A 25308-nucleotide genomic window follows, 5' to 3' on the forward strand; every position below is an offset into this window, starting at 1 on the left:
TTTCTGCCTGTTGTACGATTCATTAACAGTACGGCAGGCTCGGAAAAGACTAATTATTTGATTTTGCCGTTATTTGGTGTTAGTTTAGCGTAAGAGGGCTGATTACGCGCAGTACAGTACCGCTCGGTGAGGGATTCCATGAAAAAAGTCTTACTGATTGACGACAGCGTTACCATTCACAGGGTAATTGACATCTGCCTTGATAAGGACAGGTTTATCACGGAAAAAACCTTCTCAGCGGATGATGCTGTGATGAGGCTGAAAAACGCCCCTGCTGACGTTATCCTGCTCGATAATAAGCTGGAGAGCATAATCCTCGGTGACTTCATCGCCAAGATCCGCTCGTTTGCTCCCTCATCATGGATAATACTCCTTACCGGAGCCTTTGATCAGTTTGATGATACTGACCTTGCCAAATCCGGCGCGGATGATTACCTTTTCAAACCGTTCGATTCACAGGCCATAGAGCTTAAAATAAACTACGGTCTCAGTGCAGCACCGAAAGCGCCGTCCGCTGATGTACCCGTTTCTGTTCCTGCAATGCCCGAACAGGTTATAGCGGAAGAAGAGACGGAGATAATCCCTCCTGTGCCGGATGTGCAGGAGGAGGAAGCCGCATTCATAGACCTGAGCGCGTCAGAGAGTCAGGCAGAAGAGGCAGCGGAACCTTCCGAAACATCTGAATTTTCAGAGCCGGAAGCAGCGGCGGAGGAAGAGATCCCCGCGGCAGGAGACATCTTCGCCGATGAGGAACCGGAGACCGAAGCAACCCCGTCAGACATATACGGCGAAGAGGACAGCGAAGACAGCTTCCCGTTTGACGATGCGGAGCCCTCTGAGGCGGTATCGGAAGAGGAAAAGGCGGAACTCGGAAACCTCCTTGGGGATATTGGCGGTCTCGCAGACATAGCCGATATTACAGAAACCGAAGAAGCTCAGGCGGAAACAGAAGATCTCCCGGAAGATGTTACAGCTCCTGCCGAAGAAGCGGTGCAGGCTGATGAGCAGGAGGAGGATCTGGATTCCTTCCTCAAGGATCTGGAAACCGCGGATATACCCGAAGCTGAAATAATCCGCGACGAAGTGGAGACGATTCCGGAAACCCCTGCCGAAGATTTCAGTGACCTTCTGGAAGAGCTTGGGGAAGAGGCTGAACCTGCCCCCGAATATATTATTGAAGAGGAAGAGGAAACGGAAGCAGACCCCTTTGCAGGGCTCACAATGACAGATGAGGAAGGAGTACCTGCCGCATTCGAACCGGAGGAGGAGCCTCAGTCCGAGTCTGCTCCTGAATATGTCATCGAAGAGGAAAAAACGGATGACGGCGACATCTTCGCCGGGCTGATGCACATAAGCGAAGAGGAAATAATAGACGGCAAGCCCGCAGCGGATGAACAGCCTGCGGAGGAAGAGATTCCGCAGGAGGACGCAGAGCCCGCGGAAACAGCCGAAACCGAAGAAACAGCCCTCGATATTCTCCCGGAAGGTTTTGCAGAAGCAGGCATGCCTGTGGACGGCGAAATCATTGAGGAGGAGAAAGAGGCGGATCTCAGCATTGATGCGCTGGAAAACCTGCCCATCGAGACAGACTTCTCTGAGCTCATGCAGGTTGATGAAACCGAGCTTGAAACAGCTTCCGAACCGGAAGCGGAAACAGAGCCTCTTATCATCAGGGAAGAGGAAAAGGCGGAGGAGGAAACTGCCGGGGAAGATTTTATCCCCGCGGAAGAGCCGCTGCCTGAGCCGGAAATGCTGTCCGCAGTTGAAGAGCCCGTGTTTGAGGAAGAACTGCTCATTCAGGAAGCAGAGGAACCGGTATTTATAACAGCAGATGAGCCTGAGACCGAACCCGCAGCATTTGAGGAGTTCCCGGCGGAACAGTTCGCCCCGCTTGAGGAAAGGGCGGAAGAACCCGCAGCCGAAGAAACGCCCCAACAGACCGCACAGCCTGCGGCAGGGCTTGCTCAGGATGAGATAAAGGAAATAGTCTACCGCTCGCTGGACAGCGGAATGCTTAAAGCGGCAATCCAGGAAGTGCTTGCGGAAAAAATGGAGGAAGTGCTGAGAGAAGTGCTTCCCGAAATCGCAGAAATGGTTATAAGGGAAGAAATAGAGCGCCTTAAGAGAGGAGAATAAGTGTCACAGATCGACTACAGAAGCAGCGGAGTTAATATAGACGAGGGGAACAGGTTCATAACCCTCATAAAATCCATGGCCGAATCCACCTACACCGAAGGAGTGATCGGCAGCCTCGGCGGCTTTGCCGGTTTTTTCAGCCTGAAAGACGCGGCGGGAATGACCGACCCTGTGCTTGTTGCAGCGACCGATGGTGTGGGAACCAAGCTGAAAATAGCCTTTGATTCCGGCAAGCTGGACACAGTAGGCGTTGACCTTGTTGCAATGAGTGTGAACGATCTTGTGGTAACCGGAGCCAAGCCCCTCTTCTTCCTTGATTATCTGGCAACAGGCAAACTCGCGCCGGAGGATATGGCGGAAGTGGTAAAGGGCATAGCTGACGGATGCAGACAGTCCGGCACAGCGCTCATAGGCGGCGAAACTGCGGAGATGCCCGGCTTTTACAAGGAAGGCGAGTTCGACCTCGCAGGTTTCTGTGTGGGCATACTCGACAAGGCAAAAATGGTGGACGGCAGCAGGGTTGCAGCCGGAGATGCCATAATCGGCTTCGGGTCAACAGGTCTGCACAGCAACGGCTACTCCCTTGCCCGCAAAATATTTTTTGACGAACTTAAAATGGATGTGAAGGACGAAGTGAACGGCAAGCCCCTTTATGAGCTTCTCCTTGCACCTACAAAGATATATGTTAAAACAGTTCTCGCTCTCCTTGCCGAAGGCTTCGGCATAAAGGCTATGGCGCATATAACAGGCGGCGGCTTCTATGAAAACATACCAAGAGTTCTCCCCGAAGGGCTGAAAGCCTTGGTGGATAAGGGCAGCTTCACGAGACCCGAAATTTTCGACATCATAACCTCGAAGGTCAGTATAGAGAACCGTGAGCTTTACAGAGTTTTCAACATGGGCATAGGCTTCATAGCGGTAATCTCCGCTGACGAGGCGGAAAAGCTCAGAGCCCGCGCGGAGGAACTCGGCGAGAAAGCCTTCATAATAGGCAGAATAGCCGAAGGCGCAAAATCAGTTGAAATAAAAGGAATAGATTTCTGATGAAAATAGGGATACTGCTCTCCGGCAGAGGCAGCAACTTCAAGGCTATCAAGGCCGCAATAGACAAGGGCGAGATCAACAACGCCGAAATAGCCGTGGTAATCAGCAATAAGGCGGATGCCCAAGGGCTGGCCTATGCCGCTGAGTGCGGGCTTAAAACCGTTTATCTCAACCATAAGGACTTTGACGGCCGGGAAGCTTACGACCGTGAGATAGTGAAGCATCTGAACGAAGCAGGGGTTGATCTCGTCTGCCTCGCTGGGTTCATGAGGATCATCTCCCCTTATTTTGTTGAGCAGTACAGAAACAGGATAATAAATATTCACCCCTCGCTTCTTCCCGCCTTCCCCGGACTGGACGCACAGAAACAGGCTCTTGACTACGGAGTCAAATTCGCCGGATGCACCGTGCATTTTGTGGATGAGAAGATGGACAACGGAGCCATCATCCTCCAGAAATGCGTGCCCGTCACGGATGACGACACAGCGGAAACACTCTCCGCCCGCATCCTTGAACAGGAGCACAGGGCGTATCCCGAAGCTGTGCGCCTGATCGCAGAAGGCAGGCTGAAAACTGAGGGCAGACACGTTAAAATATTATGAGAAAACTGCTGGCAGCATCGGTTCTCTTTCTGATAAGCCTTTCAGCCTCCGCAGGAGATACAATGACGCTTGAAAACGGAGTGACATTCACAGTCATCGAACGCCCGTATACCGAAACGGTTTCAGTATCGGTTTTTATAAAAGGCGGATTATTCAGGGAAAACAAAACAAACAACGGCGTGGGCGCCCTCACATCCTCCGTATGGGTCAAGGGGAGCGAAATGCTCCGTGAGATGGAGTTTTACGGCGGCAGCATAGGCGCTGGTCAGGGCACTGACTCCTTCGAGATAGCCTTCTCCTCCACTGCCGAATATCTGGACAAGGCCATAGCCCTTTTCCGCCCCTTCCTCCACTCCCCTGAGTTCAGAGAGGATGTGTTCGAAAGGGAAAAGGCAATCCAGCTTGAGGAGATCAAAGCCATTCAGGACGATCCCTCCTCACTCTCGTTCCGCAACTTTATGAAGCTCTCCTACGAAGGCACGCCTTACGCGCTCACCATCGAAGGGGAAACGGAAGGTGTTGAGAAGCTAACCCTTGATGACATCAAGAAATTCTACCCTGTTCTGTTACAAGGGAAAAGCACCATAGTAACCGTTGCGGGCAGAATAACCCCGGAGCAGGCGGAAAAGCTTAAGGCGATCTTCGCAGACCTCCCCGCGGGCGCTGAATTCGGAACAGACTGCGCATACCCTGAGCAGAAGGAAGAAATATACAGGGAAGACCGTGACCCCAGAACACAACAGGCCAAGCTCTATGTCGGTTATGAAGCACCCGAAGCGGCTGACCCTATGTATGCGGCGGTGAAGGTCATGGCAGATATATTGGGCGGCGGGATGAGTTCACGCTATTTCACCGAAATGCGCAAAAACAGAGGCTACGCATACTCAGTGGGCGCTTTTTACCCCTCAAGGCTCTGCAAGTCCAGATTCGTAGGCCACATAGGACTCGAATACGCCAATGTGCCGGAAGCTGTAAAAACAATGGAAGAGATAAACAAAAGCTTCCTTGACTCGCTTACGGATGAAGAGCTGACCAAGGTCAAAAACTATATGCTCGGCAGACTTCTGATAGAGACGGAAACCAACAGCAAACAGGCATGGTACGCCAGCTTCTTCCAGAACGCAGGGCTCGGCAGCGGATACCTGACGAAATATATAGAAGACATCAAAGCCGTGGATAAGGATGCCCTCGGAAAAGCCGCGGAGATATTCAGTAAGCCGAAAACTGTCTATGTGCTGAGGTAGAATTTCTAATATCTGAAACAGAAATCACAAAAGTGAGTTTTTGAAGGGTTCGGGAAACTTTGTTCCAAAAAGTTTCCTGAAATAACCGAATATAAATAACTAAGCCGGCAATAACCAGGCTCCGTTTCCGGAGCCGCTACAGTTCCTCATCATCCTCGAAGTCAGAGAAGTCGTCCGCTGTTTTTGCGCGGTATTCAAGGGTTTCGATATAGAGGGGAAGGTCTTTTTTGGGAATGCTATTCTTTTCGGGAACCTGTATAACCTTAATCTTTTTATAAAAGTTCCACATATCAAGCTCCAGCACATCGCCCGCTTTCAGTGTGTAAGCGGGTTTGGCGGTGCGTCCGTTAACCGTGATGAAGCCTTCCCCTGCCGCTTCGTTGGCAACGGTTCTGCGCTTCATCAGGTTCATGGTTTTGAGAAACTTGTCCAGCCGCATAAGCCCCTAATACATATACTGCACAAGGATGCGCTGCTTGCTGTCCTTAAGCCATTTATCATAGATGGTTTTTATTTTTTCATCTGAAATTCTGGCTGAAACGGACTGTCTTATCTCTGCTGTACCTTCGTACTTGTCTTTGAAATTTTCCACATAGAGCACTCTGTACTCGCCGCCGAAAGCCTGAACACCGGTCAAATCCCCTTTGTGTTTGCCTTTAAGGAGATCCTGAAGGCTGGAATCCAGCGAGTCATACTCAAACCAGCCGAGGTAGCCGCCGTCATCATCATCGCCGAATTTGGCAACAGTTTCGACAAATGAGCCGTTCTTTCTGTAAAATTCCAGAGCCTTGTCAAGTGCAAGGCGGTTTTCAAGCTTAAGCATTCTCAGTTCAAGCTGGTCGCTCAGGTCAAGCTTTTCGGCGTTTTCTTTTATGTATTTGCTGATTTCGTCGTTAGTAACAACCACCTTCGGCGCAAGAACCCTGCTGCGGACTCTGGTGGAGAGGATGTCCATCTTTATCTGCCATTTATACTGCGCCATTGTGCGGTTTTCTCTGGCGAGAACATCAAGAAGCTGCTGCTCCGTGATGCTGTTTTTCTCCAGAACATCCTTCACCGCATTGTCCACTTCCTGATCACTCACGCGGACACCTTCACGGCGGGCTGAGTTAAGCACCACATACTGATCCACAAGAAAGTCCAGTGTCTTCTTGGTGTACTCCGCGAGAACGCGGTTTTTCTCATTCTCGTCTGCTATGGCGTAAATTGCCTTTGTTCTTTCCGGATTGAGGGATTCGACATCGAATTTGGTTATAACGTCATCCCCGACGCGGGCGTAAACCCTGTCAATTACCTGCGCCTGAACCTGCTGTGAGAGGCTCAAAAGAAGCAGGAGCAACATTAATGATCTCAGCTTTACCATAAATTTCATCTATAAAGTTCCTTACGCTTTCTTCCTGTTTCTGTGAATAGAGTCTTGCGTATATTTCTGATTTTACCTGATCAAATCTTTTATTTTCGCCGTCCCTGTAGGCAACTGTGCGGAAGATGTGAAAACCGTACTCCGACTTGATTATACCGCTGGTTTCCCCCGCTCTCAGCCTGAAGGCTTCCGCAAAAACTTCCGGATAGTCATCCATGGAGATCCAGCCGAGGTTCCCGCCGTTTTTCTTCTCATCGGATATGGAGTATTCCTCCGCCACCTCAGCAAATGGCACACCCTTTTTAAGCTGCGCCATGGCCTCTTTCGCCTTCTCCTCTTCTATGGTGAGTATCATGAAGACATTAGCTGTTCTTTTCCCGTTAAAGCGGGTCTTATTTTCTTCATAATAGGCTTTAAGCTCATCATCAGTAACCTGAACATTGGTGTCAGCCACCTGAGTAAGCATCTTCTGAACCAGCACATTCTCAACCATCTGTTTTTTCAGGCGGTTTTTCAGCACCTCATCAGTTTCGTTGTCTCCGTTCTCGGCCGCTCTGCCCTCTTCCATCTTATCGATATATCCGGCAATCTTAGCGCTTCTCTCATCGCCTATGTCAAGTCCGCGCTTTTTCGCCTCGTCCAGAAGCAGCCTGTGGATTATGAAATTGCGCACTATGCGGTCTTTCACGTCCTGATTCTCCACAGTGAGCGGGTCCATCTCCAGCACGGTGAAATAGGCATAGTCCAGAAGCTCGGAGTTATCTATCTCCGCACCGTTTATCTTAAGAATTGTGCGTTTTTCAGCCTTCGGGCGCTTGTCGGCAGATGTTTTTTTGCCGTTATCGCCGCAGCCGAAAAGAAATGCCGTTAAAATTAGTAATATAGCTGTCTTTTTCATCATCCGCTTAAGTTACAATATTAATACCCGCAGGGCAACACAAAACGGCTGTGCAATGTTTCTGACAGTTTCAGACCTCAACCAGTTCAGAAAGAATTTCGCATGTTTTTTGCAGGAAATCGTCTTTTTTCTCAAAATAAAGCACTAAGCTGTTTTCGTTTTCGAACTTGTAAACCGCCTTCGCCTCGCCCAGCACCTGAACAAGCTTTGCCGGGGAAAGGGGGGTGTCCTTATCAAAAGTTATGCGGACACGCCCTGTATGTATGGCGAGTTTTTCCGCATATGCTTTTCCTGCCAGATTTTTCATAAGCATTATCCAGCCGAGATTTTCCGTCTCCGGCCTTACATCCCCGTAAACCTGCATAAGGTCATCCAGAAGACCCCGCATCTCCTTCTCTGACTGTATCTTGGAGAAACGCCTGTAGTAGTCGAACCTGAGCGAAACATCCTCCACATATTCGGCAGAAATGAAGTAAGGCAGAGCAGAGGCCACTTCCGTCTCGCGGGAGTTGTTAAGCTCACCCTTAAGCTCCTTCACCGCCTCCTCTATCATCTGGAGGAAGAGCTCATAGCCTATCTTCACCATGAAGCCCGACTGATCAGCACCGAGAAGATCGCCTGCCCCCCTAAGCTGGAGGTCATAGAAGGCTATCTTCACCCCGCTGCCGAGGTCAGAGAGCTGCTGAATAATCTTAAGCCTTTTGCGGGCTATTTCATTGAGGCTTGTCATACTCGGTACAAGCATGTAGCAGTAGCCCCTTCTGCGTGAGCGCCCCACACGCCCCTTAAGCTGGTAAACCTGCGCAAGGCCGAAGTGGGCGGCATTATTTATGATAATAGTGTTGGCATTGGCTATATCTATTCCGTTTTCCACAATAGTAGTGCAGACAAGCACATCAAGCTCGCCCTGATAAAAGCTGTAGAGCACACTCTCCATACCGTCTGCGGTCATCTGCCCGTGAGCGATTCCAAGCCTCGCATGGGGCACAAGCTTCCGCACGGATTCCGCAACGGATTCTATATCCTCAACCCTGTTATGGAGAAAATACACCTGCCCGCCCCTCTCAAGCTCCTTAAGCAGGGCGTTTTTGATCTCATCATCGGTCTTGATGACACGGGTTATAATCGGCAGCCTCTCCTCCGGCGGTGTTTCTATTACGCTTATATCCCGTATGCCGGACATGGAAAGCTGCAATGTGCGGGGGATGGGCGTGGCAGAGAGGTAGATTATATCTATGTTGCTCTTGAGAGCGGTTATCTTTTCCTTATGGGCGACACCGAAGCGCTGCTCCTCGTCTATCACAAGAAGCCCCAGATCACGGAACTCCACATCCCTGGAAAGCAGCCTGTGAGTGCCGATTATTATATCCACCTCACCGGCCGCAAGTTTGCGAAGGGTCTTTTTTATTTCAGAGGCTGTTTTGTATCTGCTGATATAGTCCACATTCACAGGCATATCAGCAAAGCGTTTCTTGAAGTTTACATAATGCTGGCGGGCAAGAACCGTGGTGGGAACAAGAACACCCACCTGCTTGCCGCAGGCAACGGCCTTGCAGGCGGCGCGCATAGCCACCTCTGTTTTCCCGAAACCCACATCACCGCAGACAAGGCGCTCCATCGGCTTCTCGTCCTCCATACCCTGATAAACATCATGTATGGCAGAAAGCTGATCGTCCGTTTCGTCATACTCAAAGCCCTGTTCAAACTGCTCCAGAAGCACTCCGTCATCCCGGAATGCAAAACCTGTTTTCACCTTTCTGTCTGCGTACAGTTTCAGCAGGTCTATTGCCAGCTTCTTAGCCCTTGCGCTCGCCTGAACTTTCAGCTTTTTCCACGTACTGGTCTGGAGGCTGTGCACCCTCGGTGCTCTGCCTTCCGCACCTATATATTTCTGAATATGGCCTATTTTATCCAGCGGAACGTAGAGTATCTCCCCGTTTTCGTACTCAAGAACGAGGAAATCACCGGCAACACCGCCTATCTCCTTATGGACAAGGCCTCTGTATATACCTATTCCGTAATCCACATGGACAACGTAATCATCCGGCTCAAGGTCATTCAGGCTTGTGGCATATACCTCTTTCTTCGCTTTTCTGACCTTTTTCTTAACCGTTCCGAAGATGTCCTCATCGGTTACAACAGCCACCTTCCCCCTTGGGTCGATAAAGCCGCCGCTCACCTTCTCCCCGTAAAGCCCTATTCCGTGGGCAGGGAGTTTGAGATATGAGGATATTTCCGTAACCGCTATTTCATGATCCCGCATGAAGTCCAGAAACAGGCTCTTGAGCTTGCGGCTCTCTATGCAGACCAGCACACCGTATCTGTCATCCAGCAGATCCTTTATCTTCGCCGCGGCATCCGTCACCGACTGGTAGAGGTTCTTCTTCTCATGGGTAAACCGCGCCGCCGAGCTGATGAGCCCGCCGTCTTCACTGTCCGCATCCACAGACTCCTCAAAGAGGTGGAGATCACGGGCACTGAGGAGCCTTTCCGCTGTTTCTGCGTTTATGAAGTTTTTCTCGCTCCCCGCCGGAAGACCGTAGTGATCCTGCTTATCCCTGACTGTATTGTCTATCTCTATGAATGCATCCGCCAGATCCCGCTCAAGGGTCACAACCTGCGTCCCAGCACCGAGATAGTCAAAAAGGCTTGCCATGCTTCTGTATATAAAAGGGCTGAACCAGTGGCATCCGGCAAACTTGCCGAAGCTTTTCGCCTTCTCGCTCACATGGGGAATCTTCACCGCAGCCAGATCATCCTCATCAAAAAGCGCCTCACCAGCCGGAAGAATAGTAAGCTCCTCCAGCTTCCTCTCTGTTCTGCGGCTGAATGACTCGAAAACATCCATGCGGTCTATTTCGTCATCAAAAAATTCTATTCTCACAGGGTTTTCCATCTGCGGAGTAAAAACCTCCGCTATGTCGCCCCTGATTGTGTACTCACCCTGACCGGAAACAAGCTCAACGTTTACATAACCGGAATATTCCAGCGCGTACCGCAGTTCCTCCCTGTCCGCCCTGCCCTTCTTTTTCAGGTTTATTACTGACGCCGCAAAAACATCCGCAGGGGGAAGAGCCCTGGCAAGGGATTTCGGGGTGGTTACAACAACACCCTCAAAGCCGCTCATAAGCCTGTGCAGTGTGCTGACACGCATGGAGAGGACATCGGTAAGAACTCTGGCTTCCTCAAAGGGTTCCTGTGTGTATTCCGGAAAAGGCGCGACTTTATCCGCTCCGAAAAAGAAAATCAGCTCGGATAAAAGAAGATCAAAACGGTTTCTGTCGGGGGCGATGACAAGCACCCTGCCCCCGCTGAAATTTTTTCTGAGACGGTATGCGGCGCCTGCGCCCCATAAACCGCCCGTTATTGAAGTGAAGTCCATTATTATTTACTGTTCTTTCGCTTTCTCATTTAATAATATTCCGCTTGATGAACGGTCTAGCCAAATCTGCCGAACATTATCTCATCCACCAGTTCGCAGATGATGTGCGCAGCGGCGATGTGTATCTCCTGAATCCTCGGAGTGCACTCCGAAGGGGAGATAAGCAGATGATCGCACAGACCGCGCATCAGACCGCCGTCCTTGCCGGTAAAGCCGATGGTGGTCATCCCCTGCCTTCCCGCAGTGCGAAGGGCAGCCAGAACGTTGGGCGAGTTGCCGCTGGTGGAAATCCCCCACGCTATGTCGTTGGTGTTGCCAAGTGCCTTAAGCTGCTTGTCGAAAACCTCTTCAAAGCTGTAGTCATTGCCTATCGCCGTCAGGGCGGACGTATCAGTCGTCAGCGCAATGGCAGGCAGAGGCGGACGCTCCATCTTGAAACGGTTGGTAAACTCCGCAGCTATATGCTGGGAATCCGCAGCAGAACCGCCGTTGCCGAAAATCAGCACCTTCCCGCCGTTCTCAAAACACTTCACTATCTCAGTGGATATGCCTATCAGCACGGGCATAGACTCGGCCGAAAACCTCGCCTGAGTCTCCCGCATCTCATCAAAAATATCGCTTATGAAATCTTCCATTACGCTACCTTTTAGATTTTAAACTCTATCTGCTATGAAAGAACCCTTTTTCCACAGGAAAAAAGCCCCGTCTTCACTTAACTTTACTTATATACTTAATTTCTTCTTATCAATAATCTGATGCTTAATCCTCACAAATTATCACACTTTTCACATGTTAATCTGAACAGAGGTTCCTATTTGTATTCTGTCTTTTATTTCCGTGTAAAGCGGCACATTTACTCCTTCTTTAACTTCTAAAGTAACCAAAAGACCATATTTAACTTTATCTGACAATTTCCCTGCATCCCCTCTGCAATTGATTTTTACTCGTATTTTCTCACCATCTATGTAAGGATCAGCATCGTTTCCTTCGAATATTTCATGTTGAATAGTACCATTCCTGACACTACGCCAATCAGCTTCTTGACGTCCTTTTACAAAAGATTCTCTTGGCGATTCAAACCACAAACTTGCTTGACGATATTTTTGATTTTGGGCTTCAATACCTGATATCCACGCAAGAGTAATTGTCAGTTTTCGAGGTATTTTAACAGATGCTAATGACGGTGGTAAAGGAAGATCAAAAAGATCGGCTTCATCAGTGTCTAATTCGCCAAAACCAATAACAGTCGCTCTCTGCTCTGTGCATTCTATAACTCTTTTTATATCAGGAACCCCGTAGCCAAGCCACTTCGATATGATAGGCTTAACTCTTTTGCTACTAATATTATCTTTAATTGCTTCTCTTATTATATTACCTAAATCACCCCAAGAACAACCGTGGATTAACATTGCCTTTAGAATAGGTACAAGTTTTTCTCCATATTCATCAAAACCTCTCTCAGTTAATGCCTCTAAAGTTTGAAGGCAAATACCCGCATTATGACTTGTCAAAGCAGTCGCATTACTTGTTCCCCTCGAATAACACATTCCTCCCGGTGATGCAGAATAGATACCGGGCTCTTTACTTATATTATTCAGCTTAAGCAACGTTTCAGATCCAATTATTGGTTCTGTGTAAAGTTGTCGTCCACCAGCATGAATAAGATCAGGCTTAACTGATCTGCGATAACCTAAACCCAACCGAGAAATAGTACTGGCTAATGGCTGATTGCATATGTCAACACGATTGCCAGCTGTATACGAAAAGCATTTATCATCGTGCTGTGCCCCAACTGTGATTGAGTTTATTGATTCAGCAGGAGATATTATTTTTCTATCGTGCTCAGTCGCGTATATTCGACTTATCACTTGCTTAACTTGCTGTTTTTCATCTAGATTGCTGAATTCTGAATAGCTTATCCCTAAATCAAAAGAATTTTCGCAGTTGCCTGCACTGACAATAAATAATACATTATATTTATAACTTAACCAGTCTAATAGTTTAGCAAGAGGACTCATGGTATTATTAAAGTTAGTATTTCTAATTCCTAACGATAAATTTATGACTTTGACAGAAGGAGCTTGTGCAGAAAACTCTCCATCACCGTCAAGCATCCTCTTGACAGAAGCGTGAATCAAATCCACTAATAAAATATTTTCAGGAATAGACTCAATTGATTTCCCATGAAAATCAGTTTGAGGGAATAATATCGGTCGTACATACAATTTCCATTTAAGTGGAACCTTATTAAGACTATAATCTCCATAAAGAATTTGCGAAGCCATACTTGTGCCATGAATTCTGTCTTTGGCTTCAATATTATCTTCAAAACCATAAGGATCATCTAGCACCAAGCGATCTTTTAACAAATTATGATTCGATAAAGGTAAACCATCTAAAAGCCCAATGACTGGCTCTTCTTCGGAAGCAAGTTCATGGGGTGAAGAGACATCAGCAACTTCTTCAATAGTCTCATTTATAATCAACATCTGCCCAGTTGGCCTAAACAGCATGACATCATCACATTTAACAAATTCAATGTATTCAGGAGAATTCACCATATTTACAATTACATTATAATTCACTTTAATTAATAAAGCATGATAAGAAATCTCTGAGATTACACAGGAATCAACAACAGAAGCACTCAATGAACTTAACATTTCTTTAAAACGTTTTTCAATACCGTTTCTTTTATCACTATTTTGCCTAAACCACAGTTCGACTTCCACAAAGCAATCTTTTCCTTTATGAAAATCTAAGTGTCCCTCCCAATATGAAATGAATCCAGCATTCTCTAATCTATCAATATAGTTCCATAAACGGATATCTTTAACATGTGTAAAAAGAGATTTAAATGGAGCAAGTCCGTGTTCAAATGAGCTTTCATAATTTTTTGAATATCTTTCCCAAAGAGAAATAAGCTGCTGCATTCCACTGAGATTTGAAAAAACCATATATACTTTACCGGACAAAGGCTTAGTTTTATCAGCTTGGTCGAAAAAAATATCATCTGGCTCAATATTATCAAGTGCAAACTCAGACAACCACTCAAAACCTTCTATCTTCGCAACAGCATTATGGAAATTAGAGATGTCTCCTATTGTTTCAATAACCAAGACAAACTCTGGTTCCACACCTGTAATACTTGACCGTATTTGAATCCTTTGTTTTTCAAATGCATTAACTAGGACTTTTAATTTCGGCTGAAAACGTTGAAATTGAAAAGAAGCAGAAGGAATAGAAATTTTTGAAAAACCAGATGGGCGCTTTTCTCTAGACGCTCTCGATGGGGATGGAAAAAAGAGAAGTGGACGTTCAGGCATGATATTTATCCTCCCATATTTTCTTGTTTAACTTCTGTTGTTATTTCTCTCCAAGTTTTCAAAGTTTTTGAGATAATATCTTTCATCTTTGTGTTAGGCATATTCAACACATATTGCCTATAAACTGATTGCCCAAACTCTTCAATTTCTGCAAAGTTTTTACCAAACAACGATTTGGCAAGTGTTTCTGGAGCATAGCCTAACTCTACTCCAACCCTTGCTTGAAATCTAATAAACCATTGTGTGATATTGTCTCTTGTTGGCATACCGAGATTTAGCCTTACTTGAAACCTTCTCCACACAGCTCGATCTAGCAATTCAGGATGGTTAGTAGCACCAATGACTACAACATGGCTCGGTAATCTATCAATTTGCAATAAAAGAGAACTCACCACTCTCTTAATCTCACCTGTTTCATGAGTATCACCTCTTTCTTTAGCAAGTGTTTCAAATTCATCAAAAAAAAGTACACATCTATTTGTGGAAGCAAAATCAAACAGCTTACTTAACCTTCCAGCTGTTTCTCCTAGATAAGAACCTATTAAAGATTCGTATCTAACTACAAATAATGGAATGGCTAACGCTTCAGCAATAGCTTCGGCCAGGCTCGTTTTACCGTTCCCTGGAGGACCTACAAGAAGAATACGATTGCGTGGTTCTAAATTGTAAGTTCTTAGAAGTGCTGCCCTGTGATGTTCATTAACAAAAGCCTCACATATTTCTAATATTTTATCATTAAGAATAAGATCAGCAAATTTTTTCTTTGGAAGAATTTCTTGGACTAAGTTATTTGATTTTTGTTCAACATGCGCTCCGTTGATCGCACTGCGCTCAGGCGGTGTTGAATGAATGATTCTTTCAAGCTTATTAGCCAAAACATTATGCTGTTTCTGGCGCTCTTCTGCAATTATAGCCTCAACTGTTTTTCTATATGTTAATTTATCACCTTTAGCAATAGACTCTACTAAAAAAACCAAAAGATCAGCTCTGGCCATTAAATTATTCCTTTTCGTATTTATTAAGAGAGTTTATGACACATTTTAAACGAAGTCAATTTTGATGTTTTTCATAACAGTTAGGTATGCTAACGGTAAAAATTAATAGTACTCAAGAAGATACGGTACTGATATATAACCTACGCATCATCTCAAGTTGAATATAACACTCTTCACCCAAACACTCCAATAATTATTGTTTATTCCACAGTTCTTACGCACCGAATGCGTTTATTATGTGTGTTATTTCAGAGTTGTCTATGGAAATCACATCGAAGCGGCAGAGTTTTTCCATATTATTTTCCATGAGATAGAACTCGGCAGTGCGTATAATTTTATCCTGTTTGGCGTGTGTTACTGACTGGTATCCTTCTCCAAAGGCATCTGTGGAGCGGGTTTTGACTTCGACAAACACCAGAGTGCCGTCTTTTTCGGCGATTATGTCTATCTCGCCTGTTTTGGCGCGGTAGTTCCGCTTAATCACGGCGTAACCTTTTTTTCTGAGGAACGCCGCCGCTTTGTCCTCGCCTGATTTACCTTTTAATATCCGCATTTTTCAGGAAACTCATCCGGTGCAGTTCTGTTGCGCCGTATTTTTTGAGAGCGTCAAGGTGAACCTTTGCCCCGTAACCTTTGTTGGAATACCAGCCGTATTCGGGGTATGTCATGTGGAGTTTTTTCATCATGGAGTCACGGTAAACCTTTGCCAGTATGGAGGCGGCTGCCACGCACATATGGCTGTCCTCCGCCTTGAATGGGTTTTCTATGGGTACACTGACATTGAGCCTGACTGCGTCCACTATTATATTGTCATAAGGGGTTTTCAGACGTGAGAGTGCCATGTGCATGGCCTGTTTGGTGGCGCGGAGTATGTTGATCCGGTCTATGACCTGATTGCAGACAACACCGAATGCATAATCAACGGCGTTGCGCCTTATGCTTTCGGCTATTACCTCGCGTTTTTTCTCGGCTATTTTTTTAGAGTCGATGATGCGGGGATCAGCGTAGCCTTCGGGCATGATAACGGCACAGGCCACAACCGGCCCGGCGAAGCATCCCCTGCCCACCTCATCCATGCCGACGGTGACTATTTACTCCCCCTTTTTTCTGCGGATTTTCGCTTTGATCCAGCCGATGAACTCATCAAGCCCGTGTCCTGTTTTGCAGGAGGTCTCGAAGATGTCCAGCGTGGGGTTCACGCCGAGGGCGAAATCACGGCATTTCTGCACATCGAAATCCACATATGGGAGAAGGTCTGTCTTGTTGATGATGAACGCTGAGGAAACGTGGAACATAGAGGGGTATTTGGCTGGCTTGTCCTCCCCTTCGGTTACGCTGAGCATGCAGACCTTTGCATCTTCGCCCAATTCGTATGAGGAGGGGCAGACGAGGTTGCCCACGTTTTCTATAATGAGAAGGTCAAGCTTGCCGAATGCAACCATTGCCTTTTCTATGTCGAGTGCTTCGAGGTGGCATGAGCCGTTTGTATTCACCTGAACAGCGGGGATACCGGCTGCCCTGATGCGTTCCGCGTCAAAGTCTGTCTGGAGGTCGCCCTCTATAACGCCGACGGAGTATTCCCTCTGGATCTCCACAAGGATTTTGGAAAGGAGGGTGGTTTTCCCGCTGCCGGGAGAGGAGACAAAGTTAAGGACAAGGGTTCTGTCCCTGTCAAAGCCTTCCTTGAGGGCTTCCGCCAGTTCCTCGTTTTTCGAGAGAATCCTTTTATTCACATCAAGCTTGGTCATCAGCCACCTTCTTATATTCTTTAAGACCCTCTGGAAGGTCAGTCCACTTCAATCTCGGTGATTTGCAGTTCTTCCCCGGTGAGGATTTTCACTGCGTGGGAGCCGCATTTGGGACACTGCATGAAAATCTGCTCAAAGGTGTTTTCATTGCCGCAGTCCATGCATTTTCCGGTGAGGGGCACATTTTCAACTATAAGCTCCCCTTCTTCGGCCATTGTGCCGTCCTTGAGGGCATCAAAGGCAAACATCAGGGAGGAGCTCTCCACAGCCTGTAACCTGCCTATTTTCACAAAAACTTTATTTATTTTCTTAGCGCCGCTTTTTCTGGCTGTTTCGAAAACCACATCCATAAGACTCTGGGCGATACTGACTTCATGCATGGAAATATGTATAATATCCTATAGTGTCTTAGTCAACCGCATAATAAAGTTCGTGCACCTCGCCCCGGCGGAAAAACCTGCCTTCACATTCCGCTTCCTCTATTATCACAGTACCTGAACCGCAAGCAATTTCCGCTCCGTAAGGGGTGAAATCAACCAGCTCCCCCGGTCTGCCGTATTCCCCCTGCCACTTTTCGGTAACAGCCCGCCAGACGGTTATCTGTCTGCCGTTTCTCATGAAATATGCCCCGAAGTAAGGGCGGGAGAACCCCCTGATATGGTTGTATATGCTGTATGCATCGCGGTTGAAATCTATGACTCCTTCACGCCTTCGCTTGCGGGGAAGGTAAAATGACTCACGTTCATCCTGCGGAACGGCATTGAAGCCGCCGAATCCTTTCTCCGCAAATTCCTTTACGAAGCGGGCGCAGATCGCTGCATATTTTCTCAGAAAATCTTCCGGATATTCCCCGAAACCGATCCTTATCTCCTCCGAAAAGAGAACATCTCCTCCGTCCACCCTGTCTGATGCGATATAAAAGCTCGCACCGGAAACTGCGACACCCCGCAGAAACTGTTCCGTCACTGCGCTGTAGCCTCTGTAAAGGGGCAGAAGAGAGGGATGGGCAAACACAGCCTTTACATCTGACTCCATGAAAAAGTCCTTGGTCCAGTCCACACAGACAGCAGCGGTATCATTGTCCAGCGCGGCTTCCGCCTCGCCGTATTTGTTTGCAGATATAAAGGTTACGGGAAAAAGTCCTCTGTATTTGGTGAAGTCTCTGGAAAGGGCTGTCTTCTGAAAGCCCGGAGGGTATGTGTACACCTGCGGATAACAACCCAGTTCGTCCAGAGCATCCAGCAGATATTCCCCTGTGAGGTTTGATGTAAAAAGTGCTGTTTTCACCAGCTTCGTCCTCCGCCGCCTCCGAAACCGCCCCCCGAAAAGCCTCCGCCGCCGGAGAAACCGCTTCCGCCGCCCCCTGCTCCGCCTTTCGGCGCTGGCTGCGATGTCATGGTTCTGCCCATTGCGGATATGCCTGAATTAAGGGAATCGGCAAAGCCGTACATTGTAAACCCTCTGCCGCTGCGGGAGACGTACCAGTCGGGCGGCTCCCTGAGAAGCCCCTCAAACTTGCCCGCCCACTCTTTCAGCATTCCGAAAGCAACAGCATAGGGCACTGTAAGATTAAAGTATTCGGGATTTTTTTCAAGCATCCTTTCCAGCCTGTCCTTCTCCGCCCGCTCCACAAACTCCCTGAACCCGGCCAGCTTGTTATAGAGCCCCTGCCCTTTTGCGGTGCGTTTCGGTATAGCCCGCCCGAAGAAGAATGTGGCAAATCCCATAAGAGCGCAGGAAACAAACCAGCCAACCTCCCCGGAAAAGGCAGTGAGGAACGTGCCCGCGAATACAAAGAGAATGCTCACGCCCTTCATGAACCCGCCAATTTTCCTTGTCCCGCCTTCATACAGCCCCATCATGGTCACATCTCTGTCAAGCTGCTCACGGGCTATAAGCATGGTCTTGTAATATACATCCTTAAGATCTGACAGTCTGCGGTTTTTTATACCGGCAGGGAACATCCCCGTGAAAAGTGTCTGCTCATAGGCAGGTGCACCTTCGGGCAGATCGCCTAACTTAACAAAAATATAATCGCTTTTACCGAGAAACGAGCTGTAGTCCTCGGCTTCCTCTATCCTTATTACTTGGTCCGCCGCCCATTTCAGAAAAACGGAAACGAGATCCCGGTTGTCTATCCTGTCATCTGCCAGAACCCCGGCCACGGCAGGGCTTACCCCTGACGGCGGCTCATAGAGCGTGACTATGACAGATGCGGCGTTACGCCCTCTTTTGTACCATATAAAAATAAGGAGAGGTATATACAGAAGCGGAGCTATAAGATAAGCGTTGTTCACGGCGAAGAGGCGCAGCCTCAGCGAGGGTGTACCGTATTTAAGATAATTTCCCGGCAGGAGGATGCCGATGCTCAGACTCTCCCGCGGCTTGAGGGTTCTTTCCGTCCTGCCGCTGAGAGTGCGGCCGTCGTAGGAATATGAGGCGTCGGTTCCTGCCTCGCCGTAGTAGCCGGTGTAAGCGAAAATCTCTTCATCCCCCAGCGGCAGCTCCGAGGGGAGACGCACACTGAAAGTCACACTCTCAGCGGGAACATCCCAGAAGTTTCCGTGTATGTTCCAGTAGATTTCACTTGTCCGGCCGAAAAAATTCACCGCCCCGAACACCCTGTAGGTGACAACGTATTCCTTCTCACCCTTTATGTACTGATCCGGCGAACCGAGGCGGATTTCACGGTAGGCTCCGCTGTCGGAGACTTTTATCTCCGCACTTTTTGTCTGTATATCATCAATTAGAATCCGGTAACGGCCGCCGAAGATGTTGGGGCGCTTCGCAGCGCCTTTGATGCTCCCTGCCTCGTAGATTCTGGGCAGTTCGAGGATTATTCCTCTTCTGGACTGACGGAAGCTGATGAGGTATGTTTCCGTAACCTCCAGCACGGAGGTTTCAAGCACGTTTATATTCACATCGTGCTTCTTTATTACAAAGTCCTCCCCGAAGGCGGGCAGAACAGAAAAAGCAAAAATCAGCAAAGCAGAAATAAAACGCATAAGCTTATCCGCTTAGAATTTTACCTGAACATTTTCCCTCTGCGCCGAATCCATCTCAAAATACTGCTTCTTGGTAAAGCGGAACATGCCCGCAACTATGAGAGAAGGGAAGCTCTCGCACATGGTGTTCAGATCCCGCACCACTGCATTGTAATATCTTCTGGCAAGCTGAATATCATTCTCTATACTGTTTATGCTGTTCTGAAGCTCAAGGAAGTTTACGTTCGCCTTAAGCTCCGGGTAGCTTTCAGAGAGGGCAAAAAGGCTTTTCAGCGCTCCTGTGAGCATGTTCTCAGCCTTTGCATGAGCCTCCACACTTCCTGCGCTCATCGCCATGTTGCGGGCTTTCGTCACATTTTCCAGCGTGTCTTTTTCGTGGCTTGCGTACCCCTTAACAGTCTCCACCAGATTGGGTATGAGATCCCAGCGCTTCTTAAGCTGAACATCAATATCGCTCCATGAAGCCTCGCTGAGATTTCTCAGGGAAACGAGCCTGTTGTAATAATAAATGAAAAGCGCCAAAATCAGCGCCACAACGCCTATGAACACCATTCCGGACATAAGATCCTCCGCAACTAAAACACCTATATAATTTCACGCAAAACTATTATAATCCCAAATTGAAGGCACTTCAACATCATTGATAATATTCTGAAATCATCACAGGTTCAGGTGAGCACAAAATTCTAGACATAGTATTATAATTGTGTTATACGAAATTGTATACAGTATACGATTGTCCATTTATAATTTCGCCGTGGAGAGTGTAATGCCACAAGTTTGCTACGGGTTCTGGAAAAACGCCAAATTCGACAACAGAGGCAAACCCGCATCAGAGTGGAGCGAGTCACCGTTCAAAACCTCTGACGCATATGACGGAAAGCCCCTGAAAGCCCTTGTTAACTGGGACGGATTCCTTGTTTTTGATGAAAAGGCAGATATTCTTGCCATTCTTGCCAACTATATGAATGAGATAAGCTCGCAGGGCTGCTGCGGACGATGTTTCCCCGGCAGGGTGGGCACAAGGCTTCTGGCGGAGCAGCTTATGAAGATCCGCTCCGGCAGCACCGATAAGACAGAGCTTGATAAGGCTTACGAAATTGCACAGTCCATCCACCTCTCCGCTAAGTGTACTGTCGCGCCCACAGCCTCCATACCCGTTATGCGCTTCATAGAAAATTTCGCTGATCAGGTCAGGGCAAGTGTTGTCCCCGCCGAAACAGCGTATTATAAACACATAACCGCACCCTGCACCGCAGGCTGCCCGGCTAATGTGCAGATCCCCGAATTCATTGAGCAGATTAAGGATCACCGTTATCTTGACGCGCTTTCAATCATCCGCGAAACGATGCCGCTCCCCGGAGTATGCGGCAGAGTATGTCCGCACCCCTGTGAGCTCAACTGCCGCAGAGGGCTTGTTGATAAAGACCCCGTTAGCATAATGGTGCTTAAACGCGCTCCGTGGGATTATGAATATTATCAGGAAAAAGCGCCCATCCTCCCCCCCAAGGCTCCGGAAAAGGGCAAAAAGATAGGCATAGTCGGCGCAGGCCCCGCAGGGCTCACAGCGGCGTACTACCTCGCCCTCATGGGGTATGAGTGCAAAATATATGAATGGATGCAGGAACCGGGCGGCATGGTTGCCCTCGGAATCCCCGATTACAGAGAGCCGAGACACCTTCTCCGCAGAGAGGTTGATATAATACAGTCCCTCGGAGTGGAGATAGAGTACGGCCGCAAACTCGGCGATGACCTCACCCTCCAGTATCTTAAAAAGAACTACGATGCAGTGCTGCTTACCATCGGCGCATGGAAAAGCAGGGATATGGGTATAGAAGGCGAAAAGGAAGGCTATTCCGGCATTCATGAATCGGGCATACTCTTCCTCCGCGAACAGGCCACAGGCAAGGACACCGGAGTTAAAGGCAAAAAGATCGTTGTTGTGGGCGGAGGTAACACCGCCATAGACTGCGTACGCGTTGCCCTGCGTGAAGGCGCTGCGGATGTCAACCTTGTCTACCGCCGCTCAAGGGATGAAATGCCCGCGGAAGACTATGAAATAGTAGATGCCATGGAGGAGGGGATCAACTTCCACTTCCTCTGCAACCCCACAAAAATAATCGCTAAAGACAATGTGGTCACTGGTGTTGAGTGTGTGCGTATGGAACTCGGCGAGCCCGATGAATCCGGCAGACGCAGACCGCAGCCCGTTCAGGACTCGGAATTTATAATAGACTGCGATGTCATTATCCCCGCTATCGGTCAGTTCACAGACCTCACCTTCCTCAAAGAGGAGGACGGGCTTGATGTAACCAAGTGGAGCACCTTCAAGGTTGCTGATGACCTTTACGTCACCAGCGACCCGCAGATTTTCTCCGCCGGAGACTGCGAGTGGGGCCCCATGACTGTTGTTAAGGCTATAGGCGCCGCGCGCTGGTCAAGCATAATGATCGACCGCTACCTCACCGAAGGAAAGCCCTACCTCACGCCGGAGGAGATACTCCAGCTTGATCTCCAGAAGAACAAGGTCTTCGACAAAAAAGAGGACGTGAAGGATCAGGAATGCCCCACAATAAAGCGTGTGCACCAGCACAAGCTCACAGGCGAGGAAAGAAAGAGCAACTACGAAGAGGTTGAAAAACCCTATACCGATAAACAGGCATACGACGAGGCGACCCGCTGTCTGAGATGCGTGCGCATGGCTATGGTAGCCCTTGAAAATAAAGGGAAAGGGGAGTAACCGATGGCAGCAATAATCATAAACGGAAATACATACAGCTTTGAAAAGGGCGAATCCATACTGGATGTGGCAAACAGGAACGGTGTGCATATACCCACCCTCTGCTACCTTAAGGAGATTACCCCCATAGGCGCATGCAGACTCTGCCTTGTTCAGGTGGACGGCGCAAAAAGGCTTCAGGCAGCCTGCGTCACCTACGCCATGGACGGAATGAAAGTTGAGACCGACAATGAATATATCTGGACTCACAGGAAGCAGATGCTCGACTTCATCCTGATCAAGCACCCCCTTGACTGCCCCGTGTGCGACAAGGCCGGCGAATGCATGCTTCAGGACACTGCGTATGAGTTCGGCATGATGACCGAAAAAGTATCATCCGAAAAACCGAAGGATCCCAAGGCGAACTGGAACAAAATTGTTTATAACTCAAACCTCTGCGTTCTCTGCGAAAGGTGCATAAAATCCTGCCACGAAATGACAGGGTGCAGTGCGCTCAAAATGGAGGACAGAGGATTCTATAACCATGTAGTGCCCTCTGAAGGCGATACGCTGAACTGCGACTTCTGCGGAACCTGCATAGACCGCTGTCCGGTGGGTGCTCTGCTCGACACACAGTTCCACAATCAGGCGCGCGTGTGGGATCTCACTGAAACCGTAACCGCCTCCCCCTTCTCTGCAAGTGAGGGAGATATTGTCTACGGCGTTCTTGACGGCAAAATAGAGAGGGGCAAATCTGTTGAAGGGGCTCAGATCTCAAGTCAGAGCCGCTTCGGGTTCAACTACATAGAAAACCCCTCAAGGATAAAAACGCCTCTTGTAAAATCGAACGGCGAGGCCGCACCCAAATCATGGGAAGAGGTCATGACCGTCCTTAAGGACAGACTGGCGGGATGCAAACCGGAAAACACAGCCATGCTCATGGGCTCGCGCCTCACAAGCGAGGCAATAGCGGCATACAAAGCGCTCATGGCTGCCGTCGGCTCCAAAAAAATTGTCACAGAGGCGGATTTCACCAAGCCCGTCTTTATGAAAAAATACAAAGAGAAGTTCGGAACCTTCGCCAACATAGGCAGAGCGGATGACCTCAAAAACTGTGATGTTATATTCGTGATAGGCGCGGATCTCCGCCGTGAGGCAGTGGGTCTTAAATGGAGAATGATGAACTCCGTCATCCACAATGGCTGCAAGCTCATCACCGTTGGTCTTAAAAGGTACGAGTACGATGTTTTCACAAACAAATCCCTTCTGGCTGACAGCGGCGATTTCGGCGGGATATTTGAAAAAATCAGGACAGATAATGCCGAGGCCTTCTGCGACATCAGGGATTATATAAACGAAGGCAAAAGAGTGGGCATAATAGTGGGCAATGAATACACCTCAGCCTGCCCGCAGCCGGAAGCTGTTCTCGCCTTTGCTGATTTCATAGGCAAAGAGAAAATGAGCTGCTTCATGGTGGCCAATGACAAAACAAACATTTACGGGCTCTATGCTCAGGAACTTTTCGCAGGCGGATATTCCGCTGATGAGCTGATAAAAGATCTGGAAGCGAAAAACATAAAGAACCTGTTCCTTGTGGGTTTCAACAACACCTACACGGGCGACACCGCAGACAAGCTGAACAACGCCCTCCGCTCAGCGGAAACTGTTGTGGCTGTTGACCTCTTTAATGACGGAACATCAGCAAGGGCAAATGTGTTTCTCCCCGCAAAAGCTGCGCTTGAGGTTGACGGCTCGTTCGTTAAGATAGGCGGGCGCGTATCAAAAGTGCGTAAAGTTGTGGACACGCCGGGTGAGCAGAAGTCCGACACGGAAATAGCCTCCATGCTGGCAGGGCTCTTCAAGGCATCAGTACCTGCATGCCCGGAGGAGATATACAACACCATGCTTGCGGGCAGATACGGCTATCCTGAAGTGAAATTCACCATACTGGACAGCTGTCTTGTGATAAGAACAAGCCCTGTGTTCAATGAAACACCCTTTAAATACGAACAGCCTAAGAGCGCCGATAAAACAGTGTCAATAAATCCCAGACACCACAGCGGCACAATAACCGCAAAGGCAAACTTCACAGTAAGGGATGAGTTCGCGGTGCAGAACTTCCATTTTGAGCAGACCGCGGAAACAATCTCAGCGGAAACCTGCGAATGCGCAGCTAAGGGTGTGAAGCTCGTCACCAGAAAATTTTAGACAAGCAAAGCAAATCAAATAAACAGAAAACCCAAAAGCCGCCGCTGACCCGGCGGCTTTTGTATTTCATTTTTTAACATGTTTAAATAGGTGAGTTCCTGAATGGGTTCGGGGAAAGCAACGCTTTCTCAGAGATGTATGTCTGTTACTTCGTTCCGGTAATGTTGATGCTGGTGTGTTTGATCCCTTTCATGATCTTTAGGGAAGTGTACAGCTTCTTGATGGAGTCGCTGTTGCCTCTTACCGCCAGAATCTCAAGGCAGTTATCATGATCAAGGTGGATATGCTGGATGGAGATCACGGAATCGTGATAATCATGCTGAATATCCATGAGGGAAGAGAGAAGATCCCTGTTATGGTGGTCATACAGAATGGTGACTGCGCCCGCCACTGTGCCGCCGGATGCAAATTCCTTTTCTATCACATATTCCTTAAGCAGATCACCCACGGCCTTTGATCTGGTTTCATATCCTTCTTCGGCTATTTTGCGGTCGAACTCTGTGAGAAGATCCTTATCAAGGGAAACTCCGAACCTAACTATCTCAGCCATCTGATTATCCTTTTTTTGCTTTATTTTATAGCTTTATGCGCCCGCCTGCAAGGCTTTTGCACTTGGAAATCACAGTGAAAAGGTGTAA

At 48.2% G+C, this 25308-nt stretch carries 21 protein-coding genes; 6 read left to right on the forward strand and 15 right to left on the reverse strand.

Going from position 1 to position 25308, the window contains the following annotated elements:
• Positions 1-138 precede the first annotated feature (138 nt).
• From OSQ85_RS01080 to OSQ85_RS01095, 4 genes are read left to right on the forward strand one after another with little or no spacing between them, the layout of a single operon-like run.
• Positions 139-2136, forward strand: a complete 1998-nt coding sequence (locus OSQ85_RS01080) for a response regulator transcription factor (protein WP_265820790.1) — start codon at positions 139-141, stop codon at positions 2134-2136.
• A 9-nt stretch (positions 2137-2145) separates the two neighbouring features.
• Positions 2146-3180 carry a phosphoribosylformylglycinamidine cyclo-ligase gene (gene purM, locus OSQ85_RS01085; RefSeq protein ID WP_407649288.1) on the forward strand — a complete coding sequence of 345 codons (1035 nt, stop codon included), beginning with the start codon at positions 2146-2148 and terminating at the stop codon, positions 3178-3180.
• Positions 3180-3782: a phosphoribosylglycinamide formyltransferase gene (gene purN / locus OSQ85_RS01090; RefSeq protein ID WP_265820792.1), complete on the forward strand. Its 603-nt coding sequence runs from the start codon at positions 3180-3182 to the stop codon at positions 3780-3782. Before purM ends, purN begins: the two co-directional genes overlap by 1 nt.
• Positions 3779-5026, forward strand: a complete 1248-nt coding sequence (locus OSQ85_RS01095; RefSeq protein WP_265820793.1) for a M16 family metallopeptidase — start codon at positions 3779-3781, stop codon at positions 5024-5026. The genes purN and OSQ85_RS01095 overlap by 4 nt, the downstream gene beginning before the upstream one ends.
• A 136-nt stretch (positions 5027-5162) precedes the next feature.
• Here OSQ85_RS01095 and OSQ85_RS01100 read toward each other — a convergent pair whose 3' ends face one another.
• The 14 genes from OSQ85_RS01100 to OSQ85_RS01165 all read right to left on the reverse strand — a co-directional run bounded on the left by OSQ85_RS01100 (position 5163) and on the right by OSQ85_RS01165 (position 20304).
• Positions 5163-5465, reverse strand: coding sequence for an RNA-binding S4 domain-containing protein (locus tag OSQ85_RS01100; protein ID WP_265820794.1), 303 nt, complete (start codon positions 5463-5465; stop codon positions 5163-5165).
• Positions 5466-5471: 6 nt separating this feature from the next.
• On the reverse strand, positions 5472-6368 hold the full coding sequence (locus OSQ85_RS01105; RefSeq protein WP_265820795.1) for a SurA N-terminal domain-containing protein: 897 nt from the start codon (positions 6366-6368) through the stop codon (positions 5472-5474).
• The gene (locus OSQ85_RS01110) at positions 6313-7290 is read right to left on the reverse strand and encodes a peptidyl-prolyl cis-trans isomerase (protein ID WP_265820796.1); all 978 of its coding nucleotides are present in this window, start codon (positions 7288-7290) and stop codon (positions 6313-6315) included. Before OSQ85_RS01110 ends, OSQ85_RS01105 begins: the two co-directional genes overlap by 56 nt.
• A 67-nt stretch (positions 7291-7357) precedes the next feature.
• Positions 7358-10669, reverse strand: a complete 3312-nt coding sequence (gene mfd / locus OSQ85_RS01115) for a transcription-repair coupling factor (RefSeq protein ID WP_265820797.1) — start codon at positions 10667-10669, stop codon at positions 7358-7360.
• A gap of 56 nt (positions 10670-10725) precedes the next feature.
• Positions 10726-11304, reverse strand: coding sequence for a D-sedoheptulose-7-phosphate isomerase (locus tag OSQ85_RS01120; protein WP_265820798.1), 579 nt, complete (start codon positions 11302-11304; stop codon positions 10726-10728).
• Between the two features lie 150 nt (positions 11305-11454).
• On the reverse strand, positions 11455-13995 hold the full coding sequence (locus tag OSQ85_RS01125) for a S8 family peptidase (RefSeq protein WP_265820799.1): 2541 nt from the start codon (positions 13993-13995) through the stop codon (positions 11455-11457).
• Positions 13996-14000: 5 nt separating this feature from the next.
• On the reverse strand, positions 14001-14990 hold the full coding sequence (locus OSQ85_RS01130) for an AAA family ATPase (RefSeq protein ID WP_265820800.1): 990 nt from the start codon (positions 14988-14990) through the stop codon (positions 14001-14003).
• Between the two features lie 214 nt (positions 14991-15204).
• Positions 15205-15543, reverse strand: coding sequence for a YraN family protein (locus OSQ85_RS01135; RefSeq protein ID WP_265820802.1), 339 nt, complete (start codon positions 15541-15543; stop codon positions 15205-15207).
• Positions 15524-16066 (reverse strand): ribonuclease HII, encoded by a 543-nt coding sequence (locus OSQ85_RS01140; RefSeq protein WP_265820803.1) that lies wholly within the window; start codon positions 16064-16066, stop codon positions 15524-15526. Before OSQ85_RS01140 ends, OSQ85_RS01135 begins: the two co-directional genes overlap by 20 nt.
• A 15-nt stretch (positions 16067-16081) precedes the next feature.
• The gene (hypB, locus tag OSQ85_RS01145) at positions 16082-16738 is read right to left on the reverse strand and encodes a hydrogenase nickel incorporation protein HypB (protein ID WP_265820804.1); all 657 of its coding nucleotides are present in this window, start codon (positions 16736-16738) and stop codon (positions 16082-16084) included.
• Positions 16739-16776: 38 nt separating this feature from the next.
• Positions 16777-17118: a hydrogenase maturation nickel metallochaperone HypA gene (gene hypA / locus OSQ85_RS01150; protein ID WP_265820805.1), complete on the reverse strand. Its 342-nt coding sequence runs from the start codon at positions 17116-17118 to the stop codon at positions 16777-16779.
• A gap of 28 nt (positions 17119-17146) precedes the next feature.
• Positions 17147-18025 carry a formyltransferase family protein gene (locus tag OSQ85_RS01155; RefSeq protein WP_265820807.1) on the reverse strand — a complete coding sequence of 293 codons (879 nt, stop codon included), beginning with the start codon at positions 18023-18025 and terminating at the stop codon, positions 17147-17149.
• Positions 18022-19743 carry a DUF2207 domain-containing protein gene (locus tag OSQ85_RS01160; RefSeq protein WP_265820809.1) on the reverse strand — a complete coding sequence of 574 codons (1722 nt, stop codon included), beginning with the start codon at positions 19741-19743 and terminating at the stop codon, positions 18022-18024. The genes OSQ85_RS01155 and OSQ85_RS01160 overlap by 4 nt, the downstream gene beginning before the upstream one ends.
• Before the next feature lie 12 nt (positions 19744-19755).
• Entirely contained in the window at positions 19756-20304 is a 549-nt protein-coding gene (locus tag OSQ85_RS01165) for a LemA family protein (RefSeq protein ID WP_265820810.1), read from the reverse strand.
• A 208-nt stretch (positions 20305-20512) separates the two neighbouring features.
• On the opposite strand from OSQ85_RS01165, the gene OSQ85_RS01170 reads away from it, so the two are divergent.
• Both OSQ85_RS01170 and OSQ85_RS01175 read left to right on the forward strand, forming a co-directional pair.
• Entirely contained in the window at positions 20513-22483 is a 1971-nt protein-coding gene (locus tag OSQ85_RS01170) for an FAD-dependent oxidoreductase (RefSeq protein ID WP_265820811.1), read from the forward strand.
• Between the two features lie 3 nt (positions 22484-22486).
• On the forward strand, positions 22487-24670 hold the full coding sequence (locus tag OSQ85_RS01175; protein WP_265820812.1) for a molybdopterin-dependent oxidoreductase: 2184 nt from the start codon (positions 22487-22489) through the stop codon (positions 24668-24670).
• A gap of 145 nt (positions 24671-24815) precedes the next feature.
• Here the strand turns inward: OSQ85_RS01175 and nikR are convergent, their stop codons facing one another.
• Positions 24816-25220, reverse strand: coding sequence for a nickel-responsive transcriptional regulator NikR (nikR, locus tag OSQ85_RS01180; RefSeq protein WP_265820813.1), 405 nt, complete (start codon positions 25218-25220; stop codon positions 24816-24818).
• Between the last annotated feature and the right edge of the window lie 88 nt (positions 25221-25308).

This window comes from Geovibrio ferrireducens, assembly GCF_026226615.1.
GTDB lineage: Bacteria > Chrysiogenota > Deferribacteres > Deferribacterales > Geovibrionaceae > Geovibrio > Geovibrio ferrireducens.

What these genes read in the sequence shown, in the direction of transcription:
- OSQ85_RS01175 (WP_265820812.1), top strand. Translation starts at nt 22,487, where the DNA reads ATGGCAGCAATAATCATAAACGGAAATACATACAGCTTTGAAAAGGGC.
- OSQ85_RS01135 (WP_265820802.1), bottom strand. Translation starts at nt 15,543, where the DNA reads ATGCGGATATTAAAAGGTAAATCAGGCGAGGACAAAGCGGCGGCGTTC.
- purN (WP_265820792.1), top strand. Translation starts at nt 3,180, where the DNA reads ATGAAAATAGGGATACTGCTCTCCGGCAGAGGCAGCAACTTCAAGGCT.
- OSQ85_RS01125 (WP_265820799.1), bottom strand. Translation starts at nt 13,995, where the DNA reads ATGCCTGAACGTCCACTTCTCTTTTTTCCATCCCCATCGAGAGCGTCT.
- OSQ85_RS01080 (WP_265820790.1), top strand. Translation starts at nt 139, where the DNA reads ATGAAAAAAGTCTTACTGATTGACGACAGCGTTACCATTCACAGGGTA.
- OSQ85_RS01110 (WP_265820796.1), bottom strand. Translation starts at nt 7,290, where the DNA reads ATGATGAAAAAGACAGCTATATTACTAATTTTAACGGCATTTCTTTTC.
- OSQ85_RS01095 (WP_265820793.1), top strand. Translation starts at nt 3,779, where the DNA reads ATGAGAAAACTGCTGGCAGCATCGGTTCTCTTTCTGATAAGCCTTTCA.
- OSQ85_RS01165 (WP_265820810.1), bottom strand. Translation starts at nt 20,304, where the DNA reads ATGTCCGGAATGGTGTTCATAGGCGTTGTGGCGCTGATTTTGGCGCTT.
- nikR (WP_265820813.1), bottom strand. Translation starts at nt 25,220, where the DNA reads ATGGCTGAGATAGTTAGGTTCGGAGTTTCCCTTGATAAGGATCTTCTC.
- OSQ85_RS01100 (WP_265820794.1), bottom strand. Translation starts at nt 5,465, where the DNA reads ATGCGGCTGGACAAGTTTCTCAAAACCATGAACCTGATGAAGCGCAGA.
- mfd (WP_265820797.1), bottom strand. Translation starts at nt 10,669, where the DNA reads ATGGACTTCACTTCAATAACGGGCGGTTTATGGGGCGCAGGCGCCGCA.
- OSQ85_RS01120 (WP_265820798.1), bottom strand. Translation starts at nt 11,304, where the DNA reads ATGGAAGATTTCATAAGCGATATTTTTGATGAGATGCGGGAGACTCAG.
- OSQ85_RS01130 (WP_265820800.1), bottom strand. Translation starts at nt 14,990, where the DNA reads ATGGCCAGAGCTGATCTTTTGGTTTTTTTAGTAGAGTCTATTGCTAAA.
- OSQ85_RS01105 (WP_265820795.1), bottom strand. Translation starts at nt 6,368, where the DNA reads ATGTTGCTCCTGCTTCTTTTGAGCCTCTCACAGCAGGTTCAGGCGCAG.
- OSQ85_RS01160 (WP_265820809.1), bottom strand. Translation starts at nt 19,743, where the DNA reads ATGCGTTTTATTTCTGCTTTGCTGATTTTTGCTTTTTCTGTTCTGCCC.
- hypA (WP_265820805.1), bottom strand. Translation starts at nt 17,118, where the DNA reads ATGCATGAAGTCAGTATCGCCCAGAGTCTTATGGATGTGGTTTTCGAA.
- OSQ85_RS01170 (WP_265820811.1), top strand. Translation starts at nt 20,513, where the DNA reads ATGCCACAAGTTTGCTACGGGTTCTGGAAAAACGCCAAATTCGACAAC.
- hypB (WP_265820804.1), bottom strand. Translation starts at nt 16,738, where the DNA reads ATGACCAAGCTTGATGTGAATAAAAGGATTCTCTCGAAAAACGAGGAA.
- OSQ85_RS01140 (WP_265820803.1), bottom strand. Translation starts at nt 16,066, where the DNA reads ATGGATGAGGTGGGCAGGGGATGCTTCGCCGGGCCGGTTGTGGCCTGT.